The sequence below is a fragment of the Gilliamella sp. B2923 genome, from assembly GCF_026536565.1.
Taxonomy (GTDB): Bacteria; Pseudomonadota; Gammaproteobacteria; order Enterobacterales; family Orbaceae; genus Gilliamella.
Genome location: NZ_JAFNNZ010000003.1, coordinates 142,472 through 158,259, shown reverse-complemented (window position 1 = coordinate 158,259; position 15,788 = coordinate 142,472). Strand labels below are relative to the sequence as shown.

The following is a 15,788-nucleotide window of genomic DNA, read 5'->3' as shown; positions in this document are numbered from 1 at the left end:
AAAGTAATCTATAATCGTTACAAATTTAGCTCAAAAAATGGGGGAGTAAAATAGATGGAACAGCGTATAGGTATTATCGGTTTGGGCAATATGGGAAATGCTATATTACAAGGCATATTAACCAGTAATATTGTGCAAGGAAACCAAATTTATGTTTATGATCCTCACCCTGAAAAAGGGCAAGCATTAAATGCGTCACATGCAATCAATAATTTAGCGTCCGCCAGAGATGTCGCACGTGAATCCGATCTTGTTTTTATTGCGGTAAAGCCTAATGTCATTGTTGATGTGTTAAACGATATTCAAAAAGAATTAAAGAAAAATACTATTGTGATCTCAATTGCAGCAGGCGTGACAATTAAAACCATAGCCAAATGTGTCGGCTATGAACAAAAAATTGTCCGAGTTATGCCAAATACACCGGCATTAGTTAATGCGGCGATGTGCTCCATTACGCCAAATACTGAAGTGACAGATGATGAGCTGTCGATTGTACAACGATTATTAAATTGTATTGGTGAAACTGAAGTTGTCCCCGAATATTTAATTGATGCCGTTATTGGTGCGAGTGGTTCTTCACCGGCTTTTGTTTTTATGTTTATCGAAGCGCTAGCTGACGGAGCGGTCAAAGCCGGATTATCAAGAAATCAAGCCTATAAATTTGCAGCGCAAGCCGTAATGGGATCAGCCAAACTGTTACTCGCTACTGGCAAACATCCCGGCGAGTTGAAAGATATGGTCTGCTCACCGGCTGGCACCACTATTGAAGGGGTGCAGATGCTTGAAGAAAAAGGCTTTAGAGCAGCGGTGATTGATGCAGTTGAAGCAACGATCAATAAATCAAAAGAGCTTGCTGAAAAGTAATCATTGAATTTTATTATCGGGGTCATGGTATCCTCACTAATTAATTATGATAAATGATTTTTTAGCGAGGATAGCTAAATAAATTGAAAGATTGCTTGCGTTGTTTAACATTTTGTGCGTTAATAGTCACCAGCATATAACATGCAGATTTATTTTGTAACATTTGATTCGCGTAGTTTGTAGTTTACTTGATATCAAGATTTGTATTAGTTTTCTTCATCTTTTCTTCTCAGTGTTCTTAAGTAGTCTAGGTTTTATGTATTTGAATATAGCCCTTAATGGCTGAGATAAATTTATTTATAGGAAAATTATTATGTCTAAAAAAACAGGTCAAGTTAAATGGTTCAACGAAAGTAAAGGTTTTGGTTTTATATCTCCTGCTGACGGCAGCAAAGATGTATTTGTTCACTTCTCAGCGATTACTGGTGACGGATTCAAAACTTTAGGCGAAGGTCAACAAGTTGAATTTTCAATTCAAGATAGCCCACGTGGTCCTTCTGCTGCAGATGTAACAATAATCTAATTTTGATTATTTTCTTACCAGTAACTTGTTACTGGTAAGTTCCCACCTCAGTATTTCTTTACTTCTTTTTTCTAGACTTTTACCATTTTGTTTTATATTATAATTCCTGCTTTTTAAGCAATGTTGTTTTATGTTGACAACAATCTAATGAAAATTAATTGATTATAAGGAAACACAATGAAAAAGTTAGCATTATCTGTTGTATTATTAAGTTTATCTTCTTTTGCCATGGCTGATTTATCTGCTACTTGTCAAACTTACTTTGATAGCATCGATGAATATATCAAAGATATGCCAACTGCAGGATTAACAGCAGAACAATTAGAAATGATGAAATCAGGACTTGAGCAAAGCAAACAACAAGTAGCGGCAATGCCTACTGATACTCAAGAATCTGCATGTAAACAAGGTATTGAAGCACTTAAACAAGCTCAAGCAGCTACGCCTACTAAAAAATAATATTTAGTTAAGGTTTATTGTTTATTACGATAACGAAATTGCCAAGGGGCTATCGGATTTTTGTCTTTCCATAGCCCTTTGTTGTTTAATTTGGCTTGCTTTTCTCGTTTAACCATTAATTTATTGCTTGCTTTACCTCGATATCGATATGCCCACGCATAACCATTTTCAACCATTTTGGCATTAATATTCATTTTATTATAAAAGATCGTGCCTAATGTCCTATTGTAAATATCTTTTTTGTTTGCTTTGACAAACACATATTTGCCGGCAATAAGTGAGGCTAAATATTTTCTTGATGCATTACCATATGCTTGACCTTTCTCCGGTGCATCAATATCCAGCAAACGGATTCGTACTTTTTGGTTTGTGATTGTCAGTAAATCGATCGTATCACCGTCGAGCACCTTAATGACTGTACCATTTAAGTCGGCAAAAACTACACCAATTGACAGGCAAAATAATAAAATTGCAAGGAAAAAACGATTAACTAATTTCATAAGTGGCAACAATTACAAAAATTTAAATTATTATACCGATAATACCAAAAATACTAAATGCGCAAAGCGTGTATCTAGCCCAATATTAGCTTGTTTTTCATCAATTAGATTCCTTTGCCTGCTATTCGTTTTTCACTGAATTGCGGATTGATTGACTAAATCATTTATGGAAGAGAGACTAGCAATTCCAAAAATATTAAATACACAAAGCGTGTACCAAGCCCAATAATAGCTTGTTATTCATCAATTAGATTCGTTTGCTAGCTATCCGTTTTTCACTGAATTGCGGATTGATTGACTAAAATCACTTTTGGAAGAGAGACTAGCAATTCCAAAAATATTAAATACACAAAGCGTGTACCAAGCCCAATATTAGCTTGTTATTCATCAATTAGATTCGTTTGCTTGCTATCCGTTTTTCACTGAATTGCGAATTGATTGACTAAATCACTTATGGAAGAGAGGCTAGCAATTTCAAAAATACTAAATGAGTAAAGCTGCATCAAGCCAATAATAGCTTGTTAGTCATCAATTAGATTCGTTTGCCTGCTATTCGTTTTTCACTGAATTGCGAATTGATTGACTAAATCACTTATGGAAGAGAGGCTAGCAATTTCAAAAATACTAAATGAGTAAAGCTGCATCAAGCCCAATAATAGCTTGTTATTCATCAATTAGATTCGTTTGCTAGCTATCCGTTTTTCACTGAATTGCGAATTGATTGACTAAAATCACTTACGGAAGAGAGGGTAGCAATTTCAAAAATACTAAATGAGTAAAGCATGCATCAAGCCAATAATAGCTTGTTATTCATCAATTAGATTCATTCGTTTGCTAGCTATCCGTTTTTCACTGAATTGCGAATTGATTGACTAAAATCACTTATGGAAGATAGGTTAGTAATATCAAAATAGTCAGAAATAAAGATTTGGCAGAGTGGCGAGATAGATTGGAAAATTAAACTATCGATCAGCCTTACCGATTAACTGTAAGGCTGAGTAAGCTTAACTAAAAATTAAAAAGCGTTAGTATCTTGAAATAGCCCGACTTTTAGATCAGAAGCTTGATAGATAAGTTTACCGTCAACATAAACTTCACCGTCACCGATACCCATAATTAATTTACGGTTAATGACACGTTTAAAATGTATTTTATAGGTGACTTTTTTATTGGTTGGTAATACTTGACCAGCGAATTTTACCTCGCCTACGCCCAGCGCTCGGCCTTTACCTTTACCACCAATCCAGCCTAAATAAAAGCCCACTAATTGCCACATGGCATCAAGCCCAAGGCAACCGGGCATCACCGGATCATTTTTAAAATGACATTTGAAAAACCATAAGTCAGGGTTAATATCAAGTTCAGCTTCAACATAACCTTTGCCAAAGTTACCGCCTTGCTCATCCATGTTAACAACACGATCCATCATTAACATTAAATCAGAAGGTAATGGGGGACCGTCATGACCAAAGAGTTCATTGTTTCCCGATTTAATGAGATCCGCTTTATCGTACGAAGATTTACGTTCAAATGTCATAAAAAAGCCTTTTATTTTGTCATTACATACACGATTATAAACATCACTATTGACTAAAATATTACGCATAATAGTAACGGTGTAATGTGAGTTACTTAGCCATTTATCAATGGCGCCTGGCGGTAAAGTTTATTGTGTATTGCTATTTTTTGCAATATTTTTGCCACCTGCTAAACCAACTATCTTGCTTTTTTTCTTGCACTAGCAGTGACTGCATACGAGCATGAATCAATTTATATAGGCTGATATTCGCCTCATCTTTGTAGGGAATGCCGGTTAATAAATACAGGGCATCAGCGATATGCTCTACCGTCCAAATCGAGAATTTATCTTGCTCAACCGCAGCTATCACCTCATCACTTAAACTTAAGTGACGTTGATTGCTTGCCGGAATAATCACACCTTGTTGGCCGGTAAAGCCTTGATGCTGACAAACGGCAAAAAAACCTTCAATTTTTTCATTTACCCCGCCGATTGATTGAACATGGCCGAATTGATCCACTGAGCCGGTTACTGCCAATTGCTGGTCGATAGCTTGACCGGATAGGGCGCTAATAATCGCGCATAAACCGGCTAGCGATGCACTGTCACCGTCAATCTCGCTATAAGATTGTTCAAATACTAACGATGTAGAAAAGGGCAATTGATGATTAATGGCAAATTCAGACATAATAAAAGCCTGCATAATCATCATACCTTTAGAGTGGATATTTCCCGCCAGTTCGGTTTTGCGCTCAATATCAATAAATTCACCGTCGCCATAATGCACAAGACAACTTAATCGGGTTGGCTCACCAATTGCTTTTGGGTAGCCGGGGTATTCAAGGACGGATAACCCATTAATTTGCCCGACAACTTGGTCTTTAGTGTTAATCACGATTTGATCGGTAAAAAACTCATCATGAAAGCGCTCAGTGAGATAGTTCTCACGCCATGCTTTTTGTTCAAGTGCTTTACCCACAGCAAGTTTATCAATCTGATTATTTTCGGCAAAATAACTTGCCTCAAGCAGTAGCGATTGTGCCCACTCTACCGATAACGGAAGACAGTTTTGATCGCCGGTAAAGCGGGTTGCTTGTTTAAATATTGTCATAAAAGCAGTCGGTTCAATAGCCGGTAATTGTAATTGTTGGGCAATAAATTGCAGATAATTCGTCCACTGATCGATTTGCTTGTCTGATGATATTGTTAATTCGTTTTCAAATTCAGCATAGATGGCTGAATTGAAAAACTCCGGTTCAAACTCCTGCAATTCAGTCATACTTAGCCGGTCACCAACTAAAATTAACCGTAAATCTAGCGGCATGGCTGGAATGGATAACGGTAAAGGGTGGGCATCATCGGCTGAAAACCATTCAAACACGCCATTATTAATCATCTGTTTTAATTTAACCCACAGTGCAGGTTGCGATAATAGCGAACGCAAACCTAAAATGAGCACACCACCATTAGCGTGATGAACTAACCCTGCTTGCAATTTGATTGGACGATTGTCCGGCTGCCTGACACAGCCAAAGAGTTTTTCTAGATCAACGCTAGTTTGCGCTAAGCAATTATCTTCAATAGCAAAGTTGTCTTGACGGGTTTTGGCCGTGGTTAAAGTGATCTTATTTTCACTAATATTGTAACTATACCCTAACGCTGGCTCAGCTAAGTTGGTTTTAACCGATTGTTTTAACAAATCAAAAAATAGCTCGCTTTCGGTGGCTTTTAATAACATAAAACGAGAGCGATATTTTGATGTCTTTTTATTGCATAAAAGCGATACCGCTGAGGCGACACGAGGTTGCCAAGCGAGCACATTTGTTGATCCAAAATCCGGTAAATCGGCCTGTGTTTTGTTCTTTTTTGCAAGTTCTACGATTAGATTTGTATCGGGTTGGATCTGTTGTGATTTGAGTTGTTTGATTGCCAAAATTATTATCTTATTTGATCAGCTAAATTATATTTTGAATTATAGCAAGTATCGATTACAACGCCAACAGATAACAGGGATCTTTGTGCTAACAAATAAAAAAATTACAGAAAGATTTTTCAAAATCGGGTAAACTGTCGGGAATTTTTAATGTTTCGTTTTCTTCATTTAATATCATTATCAACAATTATATATGCTCAAACTCAAAAATAATCACATCAAAGATGACCAAGCTTCGCAGATTGTCAGTTGGGGACACTGGTTCACGCTGTTTAATATTTTTGTAGTCATTATACTGGGTAGTCAATATTTGGTGATCGCTGATTGGCCACGTACATTTATGGGGCGATTTTATGCCATTATTAGTGTAATGGGGCATTTTAGTTATTTGACATTTATTACTTATTTGGTACTTATTTTTCCGCTCAGTTTTTTTATCCATTCCTCACGTTGGCAGCGGATTTTCGCCACTATTATTGCCACTTTAGGAATTACTTTACTGTTAATTGATTTAGAGGTCTTTTCACATTTCAGAATGCACCTTAACTTATCAATTTGGCAGTTACTGAGTTCAAATAAAGCCTCTTTTTTAAGCACAGCATTTATTTTAATTCCGTTTATTTTACTGATTGAAATTCTATTTTCGTTATGGAGCTGGAAAAAACTGCGTAGTTTAAGTAAACGTAAGCGCTATGCAAAACCGGTTGTTATCGGCTTTATTCTCTGTTTTGTTTCATCTCACCTAATTCATATCTGGGCTGATGCGAACTTTTATCGTCCAATTACAATGCAGCGTTCGAGTTTACCGTTATCTTACCCGTTAACGGCTCGTCATTTCCTTGAACGATATGGCTTTATTGAAGAGAACGACTACCGAAATCGTACCATTCAAGAAGGCAACCCATTTGCTATTGCTATCGAATACCCACTGGGACGAGTGGTATTTGATGAGCCACAAACAAAGCAAAATGTATTAATGGTTGTCATTGACGGTTGGAGTGAACAGCTATTAGCCAACAATATGCCTTGGCTAAAAGAATTTGCACAAGACAATCTACAGTTCGACAACCACTTTAGTGCTAGCAATCAAGCCTATTTGAATAACTTTTCACTGTTTTATGGATTAGATCCTAATTATTACAACAGTATTTTGGCTAGCCATAAGACTTCGGTTTTATTTGATACTGTTGCTAAGCAACACTACAATCTTGGGTTGTTTTCATCCAGCGGTTTTGTTGAGCCTTTATACCGTTATGCGTTACTGTCTAACTTTACGCTGCCGGAACCGAAAAAACAGTCCAATAAACAAACTACCGACTATTGGATGGCATGGCACGATGAGCAAAATAAACTTGAAAATCACGCGCCACTGTTCTCATTGATCCACTACTCGCTTGGCGTGAAAAACAAAAAGATGACCATAACCGAATTAGCGTCAGATGCTAAAAAGTTAGATCAATATTTACAATCCTTGATCGCCTATCTGAAACAAAGTGGCGCTTATGATAACACGGTGATTATTATCACCGGCTCAAATGATATTTCGATTGATGAAAGCAAAAAATTGGTTTTCCGTGAAAGTGGTGATCGTTTTAATCGGGAAGTGCTTAAAATGCCATTGATTATCGCATGGCCAAATAAAGATAAAGCAAAAATCACTGATATTACATCTCAAACGGATATTTTACGCACATTAATGCAAGACGTATTGAATGTAACAACGCCACCACAACAATACAGTCAAGGTAAAAACTTATTTAATCAAAGCCCACGGCAATGGGTTGTGGCAGGGGGTGAAAATGCAATTGCTGCCTTGTATGACGATAAAACGATTGTTATTGATGCCTTTGGTCGTTCAAAAATCTACAATTTAACTGGCAAGTTACAAAAAAGTGAAAAGATGAGTTTACCGCTGTTTTTGCAGATTGTGACTGAAAACCGGCGCTTTATGGTGGTGGATAACTAAATAAAAAAGGTGAAGATTACTTCACCTCTTTTCCCATAGCTTGCAAATCGGCATGATACGATGAGCGAACAAATGGACCACAGGCCGCATGGGTAAATCCCATATCTAAAGCGATCTGTTTCAATTCATCAAATTCAGCCGGCGAGACATAGCGCTCAACCGGTAAATGGTACTGACTGGGTTGCAAATATTGACCCAAAGTTAGCATGGTCACGCCGTGCATACGTAAATCTTTCAACACTTGAATCAACTCTTCATTGGTTTCGCCCAACCCGACCATTAGCCCGGATTTGGTTGGAATATCCGGATGCTTCTCTTTAAATGCCGCAAGTAATTTCAACGAACCTTGATAGTTTGCCCCCGGTCGAATTTTTTTGTATAAACGAGGAATGTTTTCTAAATTATGGTTAAACACATCGGGTGGTGCTTCGCTCAATACCTCGACCGCTTGCTCGATACATCCACGGAAATCGGGCGTAAGGGTCTCGACTTTGACATTCGGGCTTAAGGCGCGAATCTGTTGCGTACAAGCTGCAAAATGGCTTGCTCCGCCGTCTTTAAGGTCATCTCGGTCAACAGAGGTAATGACCACATAGCGCAATTTCATCTCTTCAATGGTTTTAGCCAATTTTAGCGGCTCTTGCTGATCGGGTGGTAAAGGTCTACCGTGGGCAACATCACAAAATGGACAGCGCCGTGTACAGATATCACCTAAGATCATAAAAGTCGCTGTACCGTGGTTAAAACACTCTGCCAAATTGGGGCACGAGGCTTCCTCACACACTGAGTGTAATCCATGTTTACGCAGTGTGGATTTGATATGCGCAATATTATCGGAATGTGCTGAAAGTTTAATTCTCATCCAATCGGGTTTTTTTAATGGTGCTGCTTCTTCTATGGTGATTGTTGGAATTAAACGGGTTTTGTCAGCATCACGATATTTTGAGCTTCTGACTGTCATTTCTTCATTTTGCATAATTAGATATCTTATTTGTTGAGTAATTGACTGAGAAAATTATCAGCGAGTAATTTCCTTATTAAATTACGGTCAATTTGTGATTGAAATTGTTTCAATTGAGTCATCTGCAATCCTGCATAACCACAAGGATTGATGTTATTAAAAGGCTTCAGATCCATATCAACATTCAGTGCCAACCCATGCAAGGTACAACCCTGTTTGATATGTAAGCCTAGCGAACAGATTTTTTTATCATCAATATATACGCCGGGCGCGTCGGATTTGGCATAAGCTATAATATCATAGTGTGCTAAGGTTTGTATGACACTATTTTCTAAATAACTGACCATATCCCGGATACCGATTTTTGCTCTTTTTAAATCGAATAAAACATACATAATCTGCTGACCCGGCGCATGATAGGTGATCTGCCCACCCCGATCGGTTTGAATGACCGGTATCTCGGATTGAACTAGCAAATGTTCGGCTTTTCCCACTTTACCTTGCGTGAAAACCGGAGGATGTTCAACAAACCAAATTTGATCCGGTGTGTTAGCATCACGGTTAACCGTGAACTCATGCATAGCATGGTAAGCAGTCATGTAAGGGGTGATCCCAAGATCTTTAATGATGATATTATCAACAATCATGATTATTCTTTAATCCAACGCCGTTTAACAGTTAATTAACAAATATATAGCAGATTTTACTATAGCTTGACAACTACAGTGCTTTCAAGGTATAACCAAATAAGTTGGTTTCAATAATCTCCCGCAAGTTAAATTTGATTTATATCAATTAATTACAGCGATTTTCTTATTATCTATTGAAATAGTTGATTAATTTGATAGGAATTAACATGCACATCTAGGCTTAGGTTTGCTTTACTTTTCTATCGAAAATGGCAGACTTATAGTCATAAAGCTCCATAATGCAGAATTGAAGCTTATACAGTTAGTTATGGCATAGGTTGTAGCTAAGGATAGCAAAACTGCATTTTTTTAAACAAAAAAGAGGTTTTAATATGTCGGACATGCAAATGAATGATATCGATCCAGTCGAAACGCAAGATTGGCTGAAAAGTATTGAGTCAATTATACGTGAAGAAGGCGTCGAACGTGCGCAATATATTATTGAACAAATAGTCAACAAAGCAAGAGATGGTGGCGTGCCATTACTTTTCGGCTCTTCAACCAGTAACTATATCAATACCATTCCTGTAGAAGAACAACCAGCATACCCAGGAGATTGGGAAATTGAAAGGCGCATTCGTTCAATTGTCCGTTGGAATGCCATTATGATGGTTCTTAGAGCATCGAAAAAAGATTTAGAGCTTGGCGGACACATGGCATCATTCCAATCTGCGGCGACTTTCTATGAAGTCTGTTTTAACCATTTTTTCCGTGCTCGTAACGACAAAGACGGTGGTGATTTAATCTATTTCCAAGGTCATATCTCACCGGGTATCTACTCACGTGCTTTCATTGAAGGGCGCCTAACTGAAGAGCAGCTAGACAATTTCCGTCAAGAAGTACACGGTAAAGGATTATCATCTTACCCTCATCCAAAATTAATGCCTGAATTCTGGCAATTCCCGACCGTATCAATGGGATTAGGTCCAATTAGTGCAATCTATCAAGCACGTTTCTTAAAATACTTAAATCATCGTGGTTTAAAAGATACTACTGAACAAACTGTCTATGCCTTCTTAGGTGACGGTGAAATGGACGAGCCGGAATCAAAAGGCGCAATCACCGTTGCAACACGTGAAAAATTAGACAACTTAGTATTTGTGGTTAACTGTAATTTACAACGTTTGGACGGTCCTGTTACCGGTAATGGTAAAATTATCAATGAACTCGAAGGCGTCTTTGCCGGTGCGGGTTGGAATGTGATTAAAGTGCTTTGGGGCGATCGCTGGGATAAATTATTACAGAAAGATACTTCAGGTAAATTAATCCGCTTAATGAACGAAACCCTAGACGGTGATTATCAAACATTAAAATCAAAAGACGGTGCTTACGTCCGTGAACACTTCTTTGGCAAATATCCGGAAACAGCCGAATTAGTTAAAGACATGAGCGATGAAGAGATCTTCCGTCTCAATCGTGGTGGTCAAGACCCGGCTAAAATGTTTGCTGCATTTGCAAGAGCAAAAGAGACTAAAGATCGTCCGACTGTCATTTTAGCTCACACCATTAAAGGCTACGGTATGGGTGAAGCGGCAGAAGCGAAAAACATCGCTCACCAAGTGAAAAAAATGAATATGGACGGCGTGCGTCATGTTCGTGATTTCTTCAACATTCCGGTTACCGATGAAGCCCTTGAAAAACTGCCTTACATTAAATTTGAAGAGCATACACCGGAATATAAATATATTCATGAACGCCGTGATGCATTACATGGCTATGTACCTTCAAGATTAACCAAATTCACCGGCAATGTATCGATTCCGCCATTAAGCGAATTTGCTTCACTACTTGAAGCGCAATCTAAAGAGATCTCAACGACGATTGCTTTTGTGCGTGCATTAAATATCATGCTTAAAGATAAAGATCTAGCGCCTCGTTTAGTGCCAATTCTTGCCGATGAAGCACGTACCTTTGGTATGGAAGGTTTATTCCGTCAAATTGGTATTTACAACCCTCACGGTCAGCAATACACCCCACAAGATAGAGAGCAAGTGGCTTACTATCGTGAAGATGAAAAAGGTCAAATTCTGCAAGAAGGGATCAATGAATGTGGTGCAACCGCTTCATGGTTGGCAGCGGCAACTTCATACAGTACTAACGACTTACCAATGATTCCATTTTATATCTACTACTCAATGTTTGGTTTCCAACGAGTCGGCGATTTAATGTGGGCAGCGGGTGATCAGCAAGCACGTGGCTTTATGATCGGTGGTACATCTGGTCGCACTACGTTAAATGGTGAAGGTTTACAACACCAAGACGGTCACAGCCATATCCAAGCATTAACCATTCCAAATTGTATCGCTTACGATCCGGCTTATGCTTATGAAGTTGCTGTTATTATGCAAGACGGTTTACGTCGTATGTATGGTGAGCAAGAAAATGTCTACTACTACATCACTACACTAAACGAAAACTATGCACAACCTGCTATGCCGGAAGGTGCTGAAGAAGGTATCTGCCGTGGTATCTACAAACTTGATACCGTAGAAGGGCAAAAAGGTAAACCAACTGTACAGTTATTAGGTTCAGGTTCGATTTTACGTCATGTACGTGAAGCGGCTGATATCTTAGCGAAGAACTATGGTATTACTTCAGAAGTCTACAGCGTCACATCATTTACTGAACTAGCACGAGACGGTCAAGATTGTGAACGTTACAATATGTTACACCCTAGCGAAACACCAAAAGTGCCTTATGTTGCACAAATTATGAATAATAATCCAGCTGTGGTTTCTACTGATTATATGAAACTTTATGCCGAGCAAATACGTGGATTTGTCCCTGCTGAAAGCTACCGAGTACTAGGTACCGACGGCTTTGGACGCAGTGATAGCCGTGAAAACTTACGTCATCATTTTGAAGTTGATGCATCTTATGTTGTGGTTGCAGCATTAGGCGAACTTGCTAAACGTGGTGATATTGAAACAAGTGTTGTTGAAGAAGCGATCAAAAAGTTTGAGATCAATGCCGACAAACTTAACCCACGTAACGCATAAGAGGTAACAATAATGAGTATAGAAATAAAATTACCTGATATTGGTAGTGATGAAGTTGAAGTCACGGAAATTTTAGTTAAAGTCGGCGATCGGGTTGAAGTTGATCAGTCGTTATTAACCGTTGAAGGTGATAAAGCATCAATGGAAATTCCTGCGCCACAGGCCGGGATCGTCAAATCAATCATCGTTAAAGTGGGCGACAAAGTTAAAACTGGCGTCAATATCATGGTATTTGACGAAGAGGGCGCTAACGCAGCGTCCGCCAGCACTGAAACCAAAGCCACTGATGCGCCAGCTACAACACCGGCTGCCCCGGCAAACAGCGCAGCGACAGCCAGCAAAGTGGTTGATGTCACTGTACCTGATATCGGTGGTGATGAAGTTGAAGTAACTGAAATTTTAGTCAAAATCGGTGATAGTGTTGCCGTTGATGATTCGCTAATTACTGTTGAAGGCGATAAAGCGTCAATGGAAGTACCGGCAACAATAGCTGGTATTGTGAAAAATATTACTGTCAAAGTGGGTGACAAAGTCAAAACCGGCTCTAAAATCATGGAGTTTGAAGTCACAGCCACAGCGGCACCGGCAAGCCCAGCGACAACAACAGCGCCAGCAACTGCGGCAAAAACTGATGTGGCACCGGTTGCGGTAGCCAGCGCTCCGTCAACGACGGCACCAGCGGTTAAAACGGCTGATGACTTTGTTGAAAATGACGCTTATGCTCACGCCACGCCGTCTGTGCGTCGCTTAGCACGTGAATTTGGCGTGAATTTAGCAAAAGTACCACCGACAGGTCCTAAACATCGTATTTTACGTGAAGATATTCAAGCTTACGTTAAAAATGCTGTTAAACAAGTGGAAACCGGCGCAGCTTCCGGCGCATTACCGGGCATACTGCCATGGCCTAAAGTTGATTTCAGCAAATTTGGCGAAGTGGAAAGCTTACCGCTAACCAAAATTCAGAAAGTTTCTGGGGCAAACCTACACCGAAATTGGGTGATGATCCCGCATGTGACTGAGTTTGATGAAACCGATATCACTGATCTTGAAGCATTCCGTAAGCAACAAAACGCCGAAGCGGACAAAAAGAAACTTGATGTTAAAATCACTCCGTTAGTGTTTATTATGAAAGCGGTCGCTAGTGCCTTAACGGCTTATCCACGCTTTAACAGCTCGCTATCGGAAGATGCGCAAACGCTTATCATTAAAAAATACATCAATATTGGTGTTGCGGTAGATACGCCAAATGGTTTAGTCGTACCGGTATTTAAAGACGTCAACAAAAAAGGCATTATCGAACTATCACGTGAACTGGCTGAAGTATCGAAAAAAGCCCGTGAAGGTAAGTTAACCGGCGCAGATATGCAAGGGGGATGCTTCACCATTTCAAGCCTTGGCGGTATTGGTACTACCTCATTTACACCAATTGTCAATGCGCCTGAAGTCGGTATTTTAGGGGTATCACGCTCAAGTATGAAACCGGTATGGAATGGAAAAGAATTCACACCACGCTTAATGTTACCTTTATCACTATCATTCGATCATCGAGTGATTGACGGGGCAGATGGTGCACGCTTCTTAAGCCATATTGCTAACGTATTATCCGACTTACGTCGTTTAGTGATGTAAAGGAGGCAATCATATATGAGTCAAGAAGTTAAAACCCAACTTGTGGTATTAGGTGCAGGGCCAGCGGGATACTCCGCAGCCTTCCGAGCAGCCGATTTAGGATTAGACGTCACATTAGTTGAACGCTATTCAACCTTAGGTGGCGTATGTTTGAATGTGGGCTGTATTCCGTCAAAAGCTTTACTTCATGTGGCAAAAGTGATGGATGAAGCCAAATCCTTAACCGCTCATGGCATCCACTTTGGCACGCCAAAACTCGAACTTGATAAAGTGCGTGAATGGAAAGAAAAAGTCATCAATCAATTGACTAATGGTCTTGCCGGCATGGCAAAAATGCGCAAAGTCAATGTGATCCAAGGTGAAGCGCAATTTACCGGTAGCCATACTATGGATATCACATCAGCAAAAGGCATTACTAAACTCACGTTTGACAATGCGATCATTGCTGCTGGATCGCGTCCTATCACACTACCGTTTATACCGCACGATGACCCAAGAATATGGGATTCAACCGATGCGCTGGCGTTAACCACCATTCCGAAAAAATTATTGTTAATGGGTGGCGGAATTATCGGTCTGGAAATGGGCACGGTATACCATGCGCTAGGTTCTGAAGTGGACGTGGTTGAAATGTTCGATCAAGTCATTCCGGCAGCCGACAAAGATGTGGTAAAAGTCTTCACAAAACAGATTCAGAAGAAGTTCACCTTAAGACTAGAAACCAAAGTCACATCCGTTGAAGCAAAACATGATGCAATTTACGTCACCATGGAGAAAAAAGACGGCACAAGCGAAACACATACTTATGATGCCGTATTAGTGGCAATTGGCCGCACACCAAACGGAAAATTGATTGGCGCCGAAAATGCTGGTGTCAATGTAACCGACCGTGGCTTTATTGAAGTCGACAAACAGATGCGCACCAATGTACCGCATATTTATGCTATTGGCGATGTGGTAGGTCAACCAATGCTTGCCCATAAAGGTGTTCATGAAGGACACGTTGCAGCCGAAGTAATAGCCGGTAAAAAACACTACTTCGATCCGAAAACTATCCCGTCGATTGCTTACACCGAACCGGAAGTAGCATGGGTTGGATTAACCGAAAAAGAAGCCATTGCTAAGGGAATCGATTATGAAGTAGCGATCTTCCCATGGGCAGCATCCGGACGAGCAATTGCCTCAGATTGTTCAGAAGGGATGACCAAACTGATCTTTAACAAATCAGACAATCGCCTATTAGGCGGAGCGGTTGTTGGCGCAAATGGCGGAGAACTACTGGGTGAAATCACCCTAGCGGTTGAAATGGGTTGTGATGCAGAAGATATAGCCCTAACCATCCATGCCCACCCAACCTTACACGAATCGATAGGCTTAGCGGCAGAAATCTACGAAGGAACAGTAACCGACCTTCCTAATGCCAAAGCAGTGAAAAAATAGTCACGATTCACAAAAAAAAACAAGCCGTCAATAACCTTGACGGCTTTCACCCCCCCACAAAACCCAACACCATAGCCAATTTTGACAAGAACTTTCAGAAAACACCTATGTTTTAGTATAAAAATAACTGTTCATGATATTTTCAAAAATATCGAAAAATCCACATTGCTATCTTTAATAATAACTTAAAAGATACACAAAACCTTGACAAGAACTTTCAGAAAACACCTGCGTTTTAGTATAAAAATAACTGTTCAAGATATTTTCAAAAATATCGAAAAATCCACATTGCTATCTTTAATAATA

The 15,788-nt window shown here is 39.5% G+C and carries 12 protein-coding genes; 7 read left to right on the top strand and 5 right to left on the bottom strand.

Annotation, left to right across the window (positions count from 1 at the left end):
• Positions 1 to 54: 54 nt before the first annotated feature.
• The 3 genes from proC to J3U42_RS05280 all read left to right on the top strand — a co-directional run bounded on the left by proC (position 55) and on the right by J3U42_RS05280 (position 1,846).
• Entirely contained in the window at positions 55 to 864 is an 810-nt protein-coding gene (proC, locus tag J3U42_RS05290; protein WP_267335870.1) for a pyrroline-5-carboxylate reductase, read from the top strand.
• A 313-nt stretch (positions 865 to 1,177) separates the two neighbouring features.
• The gene (locus J3U42_RS05285; protein ID WP_220219301.1) at positions 1,178 to 1,387 is read left to right on the top strand and encodes a cold shock domain-containing protein; all 210 of its coding nucleotides are present in this window, start codon (positions 1,178 to 1,180) and stop codon (positions 1,385 to 1,387) included.
• A gap of 177 nt (positions 1,388 to 1,564) precedes the next feature.
• Positions 1,565 to 1,846 (top strand): DUF5339 domain-containing protein, encoded by a 282-nt coding sequence (locus tag J3U42_RS05280; protein ID WP_220219302.1) that lies wholly within the window; start codon positions 1,565 to 1,567, stop codon positions 1,844 to 1,846.
• 14 nt (positions 1,847 to 1,860) lie between these two features.
• Here the strand turns inward: J3U42_RS05280 and J3U42_RS05275 are convergent, their stop codons facing one another.
• The 3 genes from J3U42_RS05275 to J3U42_RS05265 form a co-directional block, all read right to left on the bottom strand.
• Positions 1,861 to 2,346, bottom strand: a complete 486-nt coding sequence (locus J3U42_RS05275) for a thermonuclease family protein (protein ID WP_267335869.1) — start codon at positions 2,344 to 2,346, stop codon at positions 1,861 to 1,863.
• A gap of 1,015 nt (positions 2,347 to 3,361) precedes the next feature.
• Positions 3,362 to 3,883 (bottom strand): bifunctional 3-hydroxydecanoyl-ACP dehydratase/trans-2-decenoyl-ACP isomerase, encoded by a 522-nt coding sequence (fabA, locus tag J3U42_RS05270; protein ID WP_220219625.1) that lies wholly within the window; start codon positions 3,881 to 3,883, stop codon positions 3,362 to 3,364.
• Between the two features lie 142 nt (positions 3,884 to 4,025).
• Positions 4,026 to 5,603, bottom strand: coding sequence for an AAA family ATPase (locus J3U42_RS05265; RefSeq protein ID WP_416380444.1), 1,578 nt, complete (start codon positions 5,601 to 5,603; stop codon positions 4,026 to 4,028).
• A 388-nt stretch (positions 5,604 to 5,991) separates the two neighbouring features.
• Here J3U42_RS05265 and J3U42_RS05260 point away from each other — a divergent pair, with 388 nt between their 5' ends.
• On the top strand, positions 5,992 to 7,764 hold the full coding sequence (locus J3U42_RS05260; protein ID WP_267328770.1) for a DUF3413 domain-containing protein: 1,773 nt from the start codon (positions 5,992 to 5,994) through the stop codon (positions 7,762 to 7,764).
• Between the two features lie 16 nt (positions 7,765 to 7,780).
• Here J3U42_RS05260 and lipA read toward each other — a convergent pair whose 3' ends face one another.
• Together lipA and lipB are read right to left on the bottom strand one after the other, a co-directional pair.
• On the bottom strand, positions 7,781 to 8,740 hold the full coding sequence (lipA, locus tag J3U42_RS05255) for a lipoyl synthase (protein WP_267335867.1): 960 nt from the start codon (positions 8,738 to 8,740) through the stop codon (positions 7,781 to 7,783).
• A gap of 11 nt (positions 8,741 to 8,751) precedes the next feature.
• A complete protein-coding gene (gene lipB / locus J3U42_RS05250; RefSeq protein ID WP_267328771.1) occupies positions 8,752 to 9,372 on the bottom strand; it encodes a lipoyl(octanoyl) transferase LipB in 621 nt (206 codons plus the stop codon).
• 374 nt (positions 9,373 to 9,746) lie between these two features.
• On the opposite strand from lipB, the gene aceE reads away from it, so the two are divergent.
• From aceE to lpdA, 3 genes are read left to right on the top strand one after another with little or no spacing between them, the layout of a single operon-like run.
• Positions 9,747 to 12,413: a pyruvate dehydrogenase (acetyl-transferring), homodimeric type gene (gene aceE / locus J3U42_RS05245; RefSeq protein WP_267335866.1), complete on the top strand. Its 2,667-nt coding sequence runs from the start codon at positions 9,747 to 9,749 to the stop codon at positions 12,411 to 12,413.
• A 12-nt stretch (positions 12,414 to 12,425) separates the two neighbouring features.
• Positions 12,426 to 14,042, top strand: a complete 1,617-nt coding sequence (gene aceF, locus J3U42_RS05240) for a pyruvate dehydrogenase complex dihydrolipoyllysine-residue acetyltransferase (protein ID WP_416380441.1) — start codon at positions 12,426 to 12,428, stop codon at positions 14,040 to 14,042.
• A 15-nt stretch (positions 14,043 to 14,057) separates the two neighbouring features.
• Positions 14,058 to 15,482 (top strand): dihydrolipoyl dehydrogenase, encoded by a 1,425-nt coding sequence (gene lpdA, locus J3U42_RS05235; RefSeq protein ID WP_267335865.1) that lies wholly within the window; start codon positions 14,058 to 14,060, stop codon positions 15,480 to 15,482.
• The last annotated feature ends 306 nt before the right edge of the window (positions 15,483 to 15,788 follow it).

Bases quoted from the DNA above. Each gene is read 5' to 3' on its own strand.
- J3U42_RS05265 (WP_416380444.1), bottom strand. From the start codon at position 5,603: ATGTTATTAAAAGCCACCGAAAGCGAGCTATTTTTTGATTTGTTAAAA.
- J3U42_RS05275 (WP_267335869.1), bottom strand. From the start codon at position 2,346: ATGAAATTAGTTAATCGTTTTTTCCTTGCAATTTTATTATTTTGCCTG.
- fabA (WP_220219625.1), bottom strand. From the start codon at position 3,883: ATGACATTTGAACGTAAATCTTCGTACGATAAAGCGGATCTCATTAAA.
- lipA (WP_267335867.1), bottom strand. From the start codon at position 8,740: ATGCAAAATGAAGAAATGACAGTCAGAAGCTCAAAATATCGTGATGCT.
- lipB (WP_267328771.1), bottom strand. From the start codon at position 9,372: ATGATTGTTGATAATATCATCATTAAAGATCTTGGGATCACCCCTTAC.
- lpdA (WP_267335865.1), top strand. From the start codon at position 14,058: ATGAGTCAAGAAGTTAAAACCCAACTTGTGGTATTAGGTGCAGGGCCA.
- J3U42_RS05260 (WP_267328770.1), top strand. From the start codon at position 5,992: ATGCTCAAACTCAAAAATAATCACATCAAAGATGACCAAGCTTCGCAG.
- J3U42_RS05280 (WP_220219302.1), top strand. From the start codon at position 1,565: ATGAAAAAGTTAGCATTATCTGTTGTATTATTAAGTTTATCTTCTTTT.
- aceF (WP_416380441.1), top strand. From the start codon at position 12,426: ATGAGTATAGAAATAAAATTACCTGATATTGGTAGTGATGAAGTTGAA.
- aceE (WP_267335866.1), top strand. From the start codon at position 9,747: ATGTCGGACATGCAAATGAATGATATCGATCCAGTCGAAACGCAAGAT.
- proC (WP_267335870.1), top strand. From the start codon at position 55: ATGGAACAGCGTATAGGTATTATCGGTTTGGGCAATATGGGAAATGCT.
- J3U42_RS05285 (WP_220219301.1), top strand. From the start codon at position 1,178: ATGTCTAAAAAAACAGGTCAAGTTAAATGGTTCAACGAAAGTAAAGGT.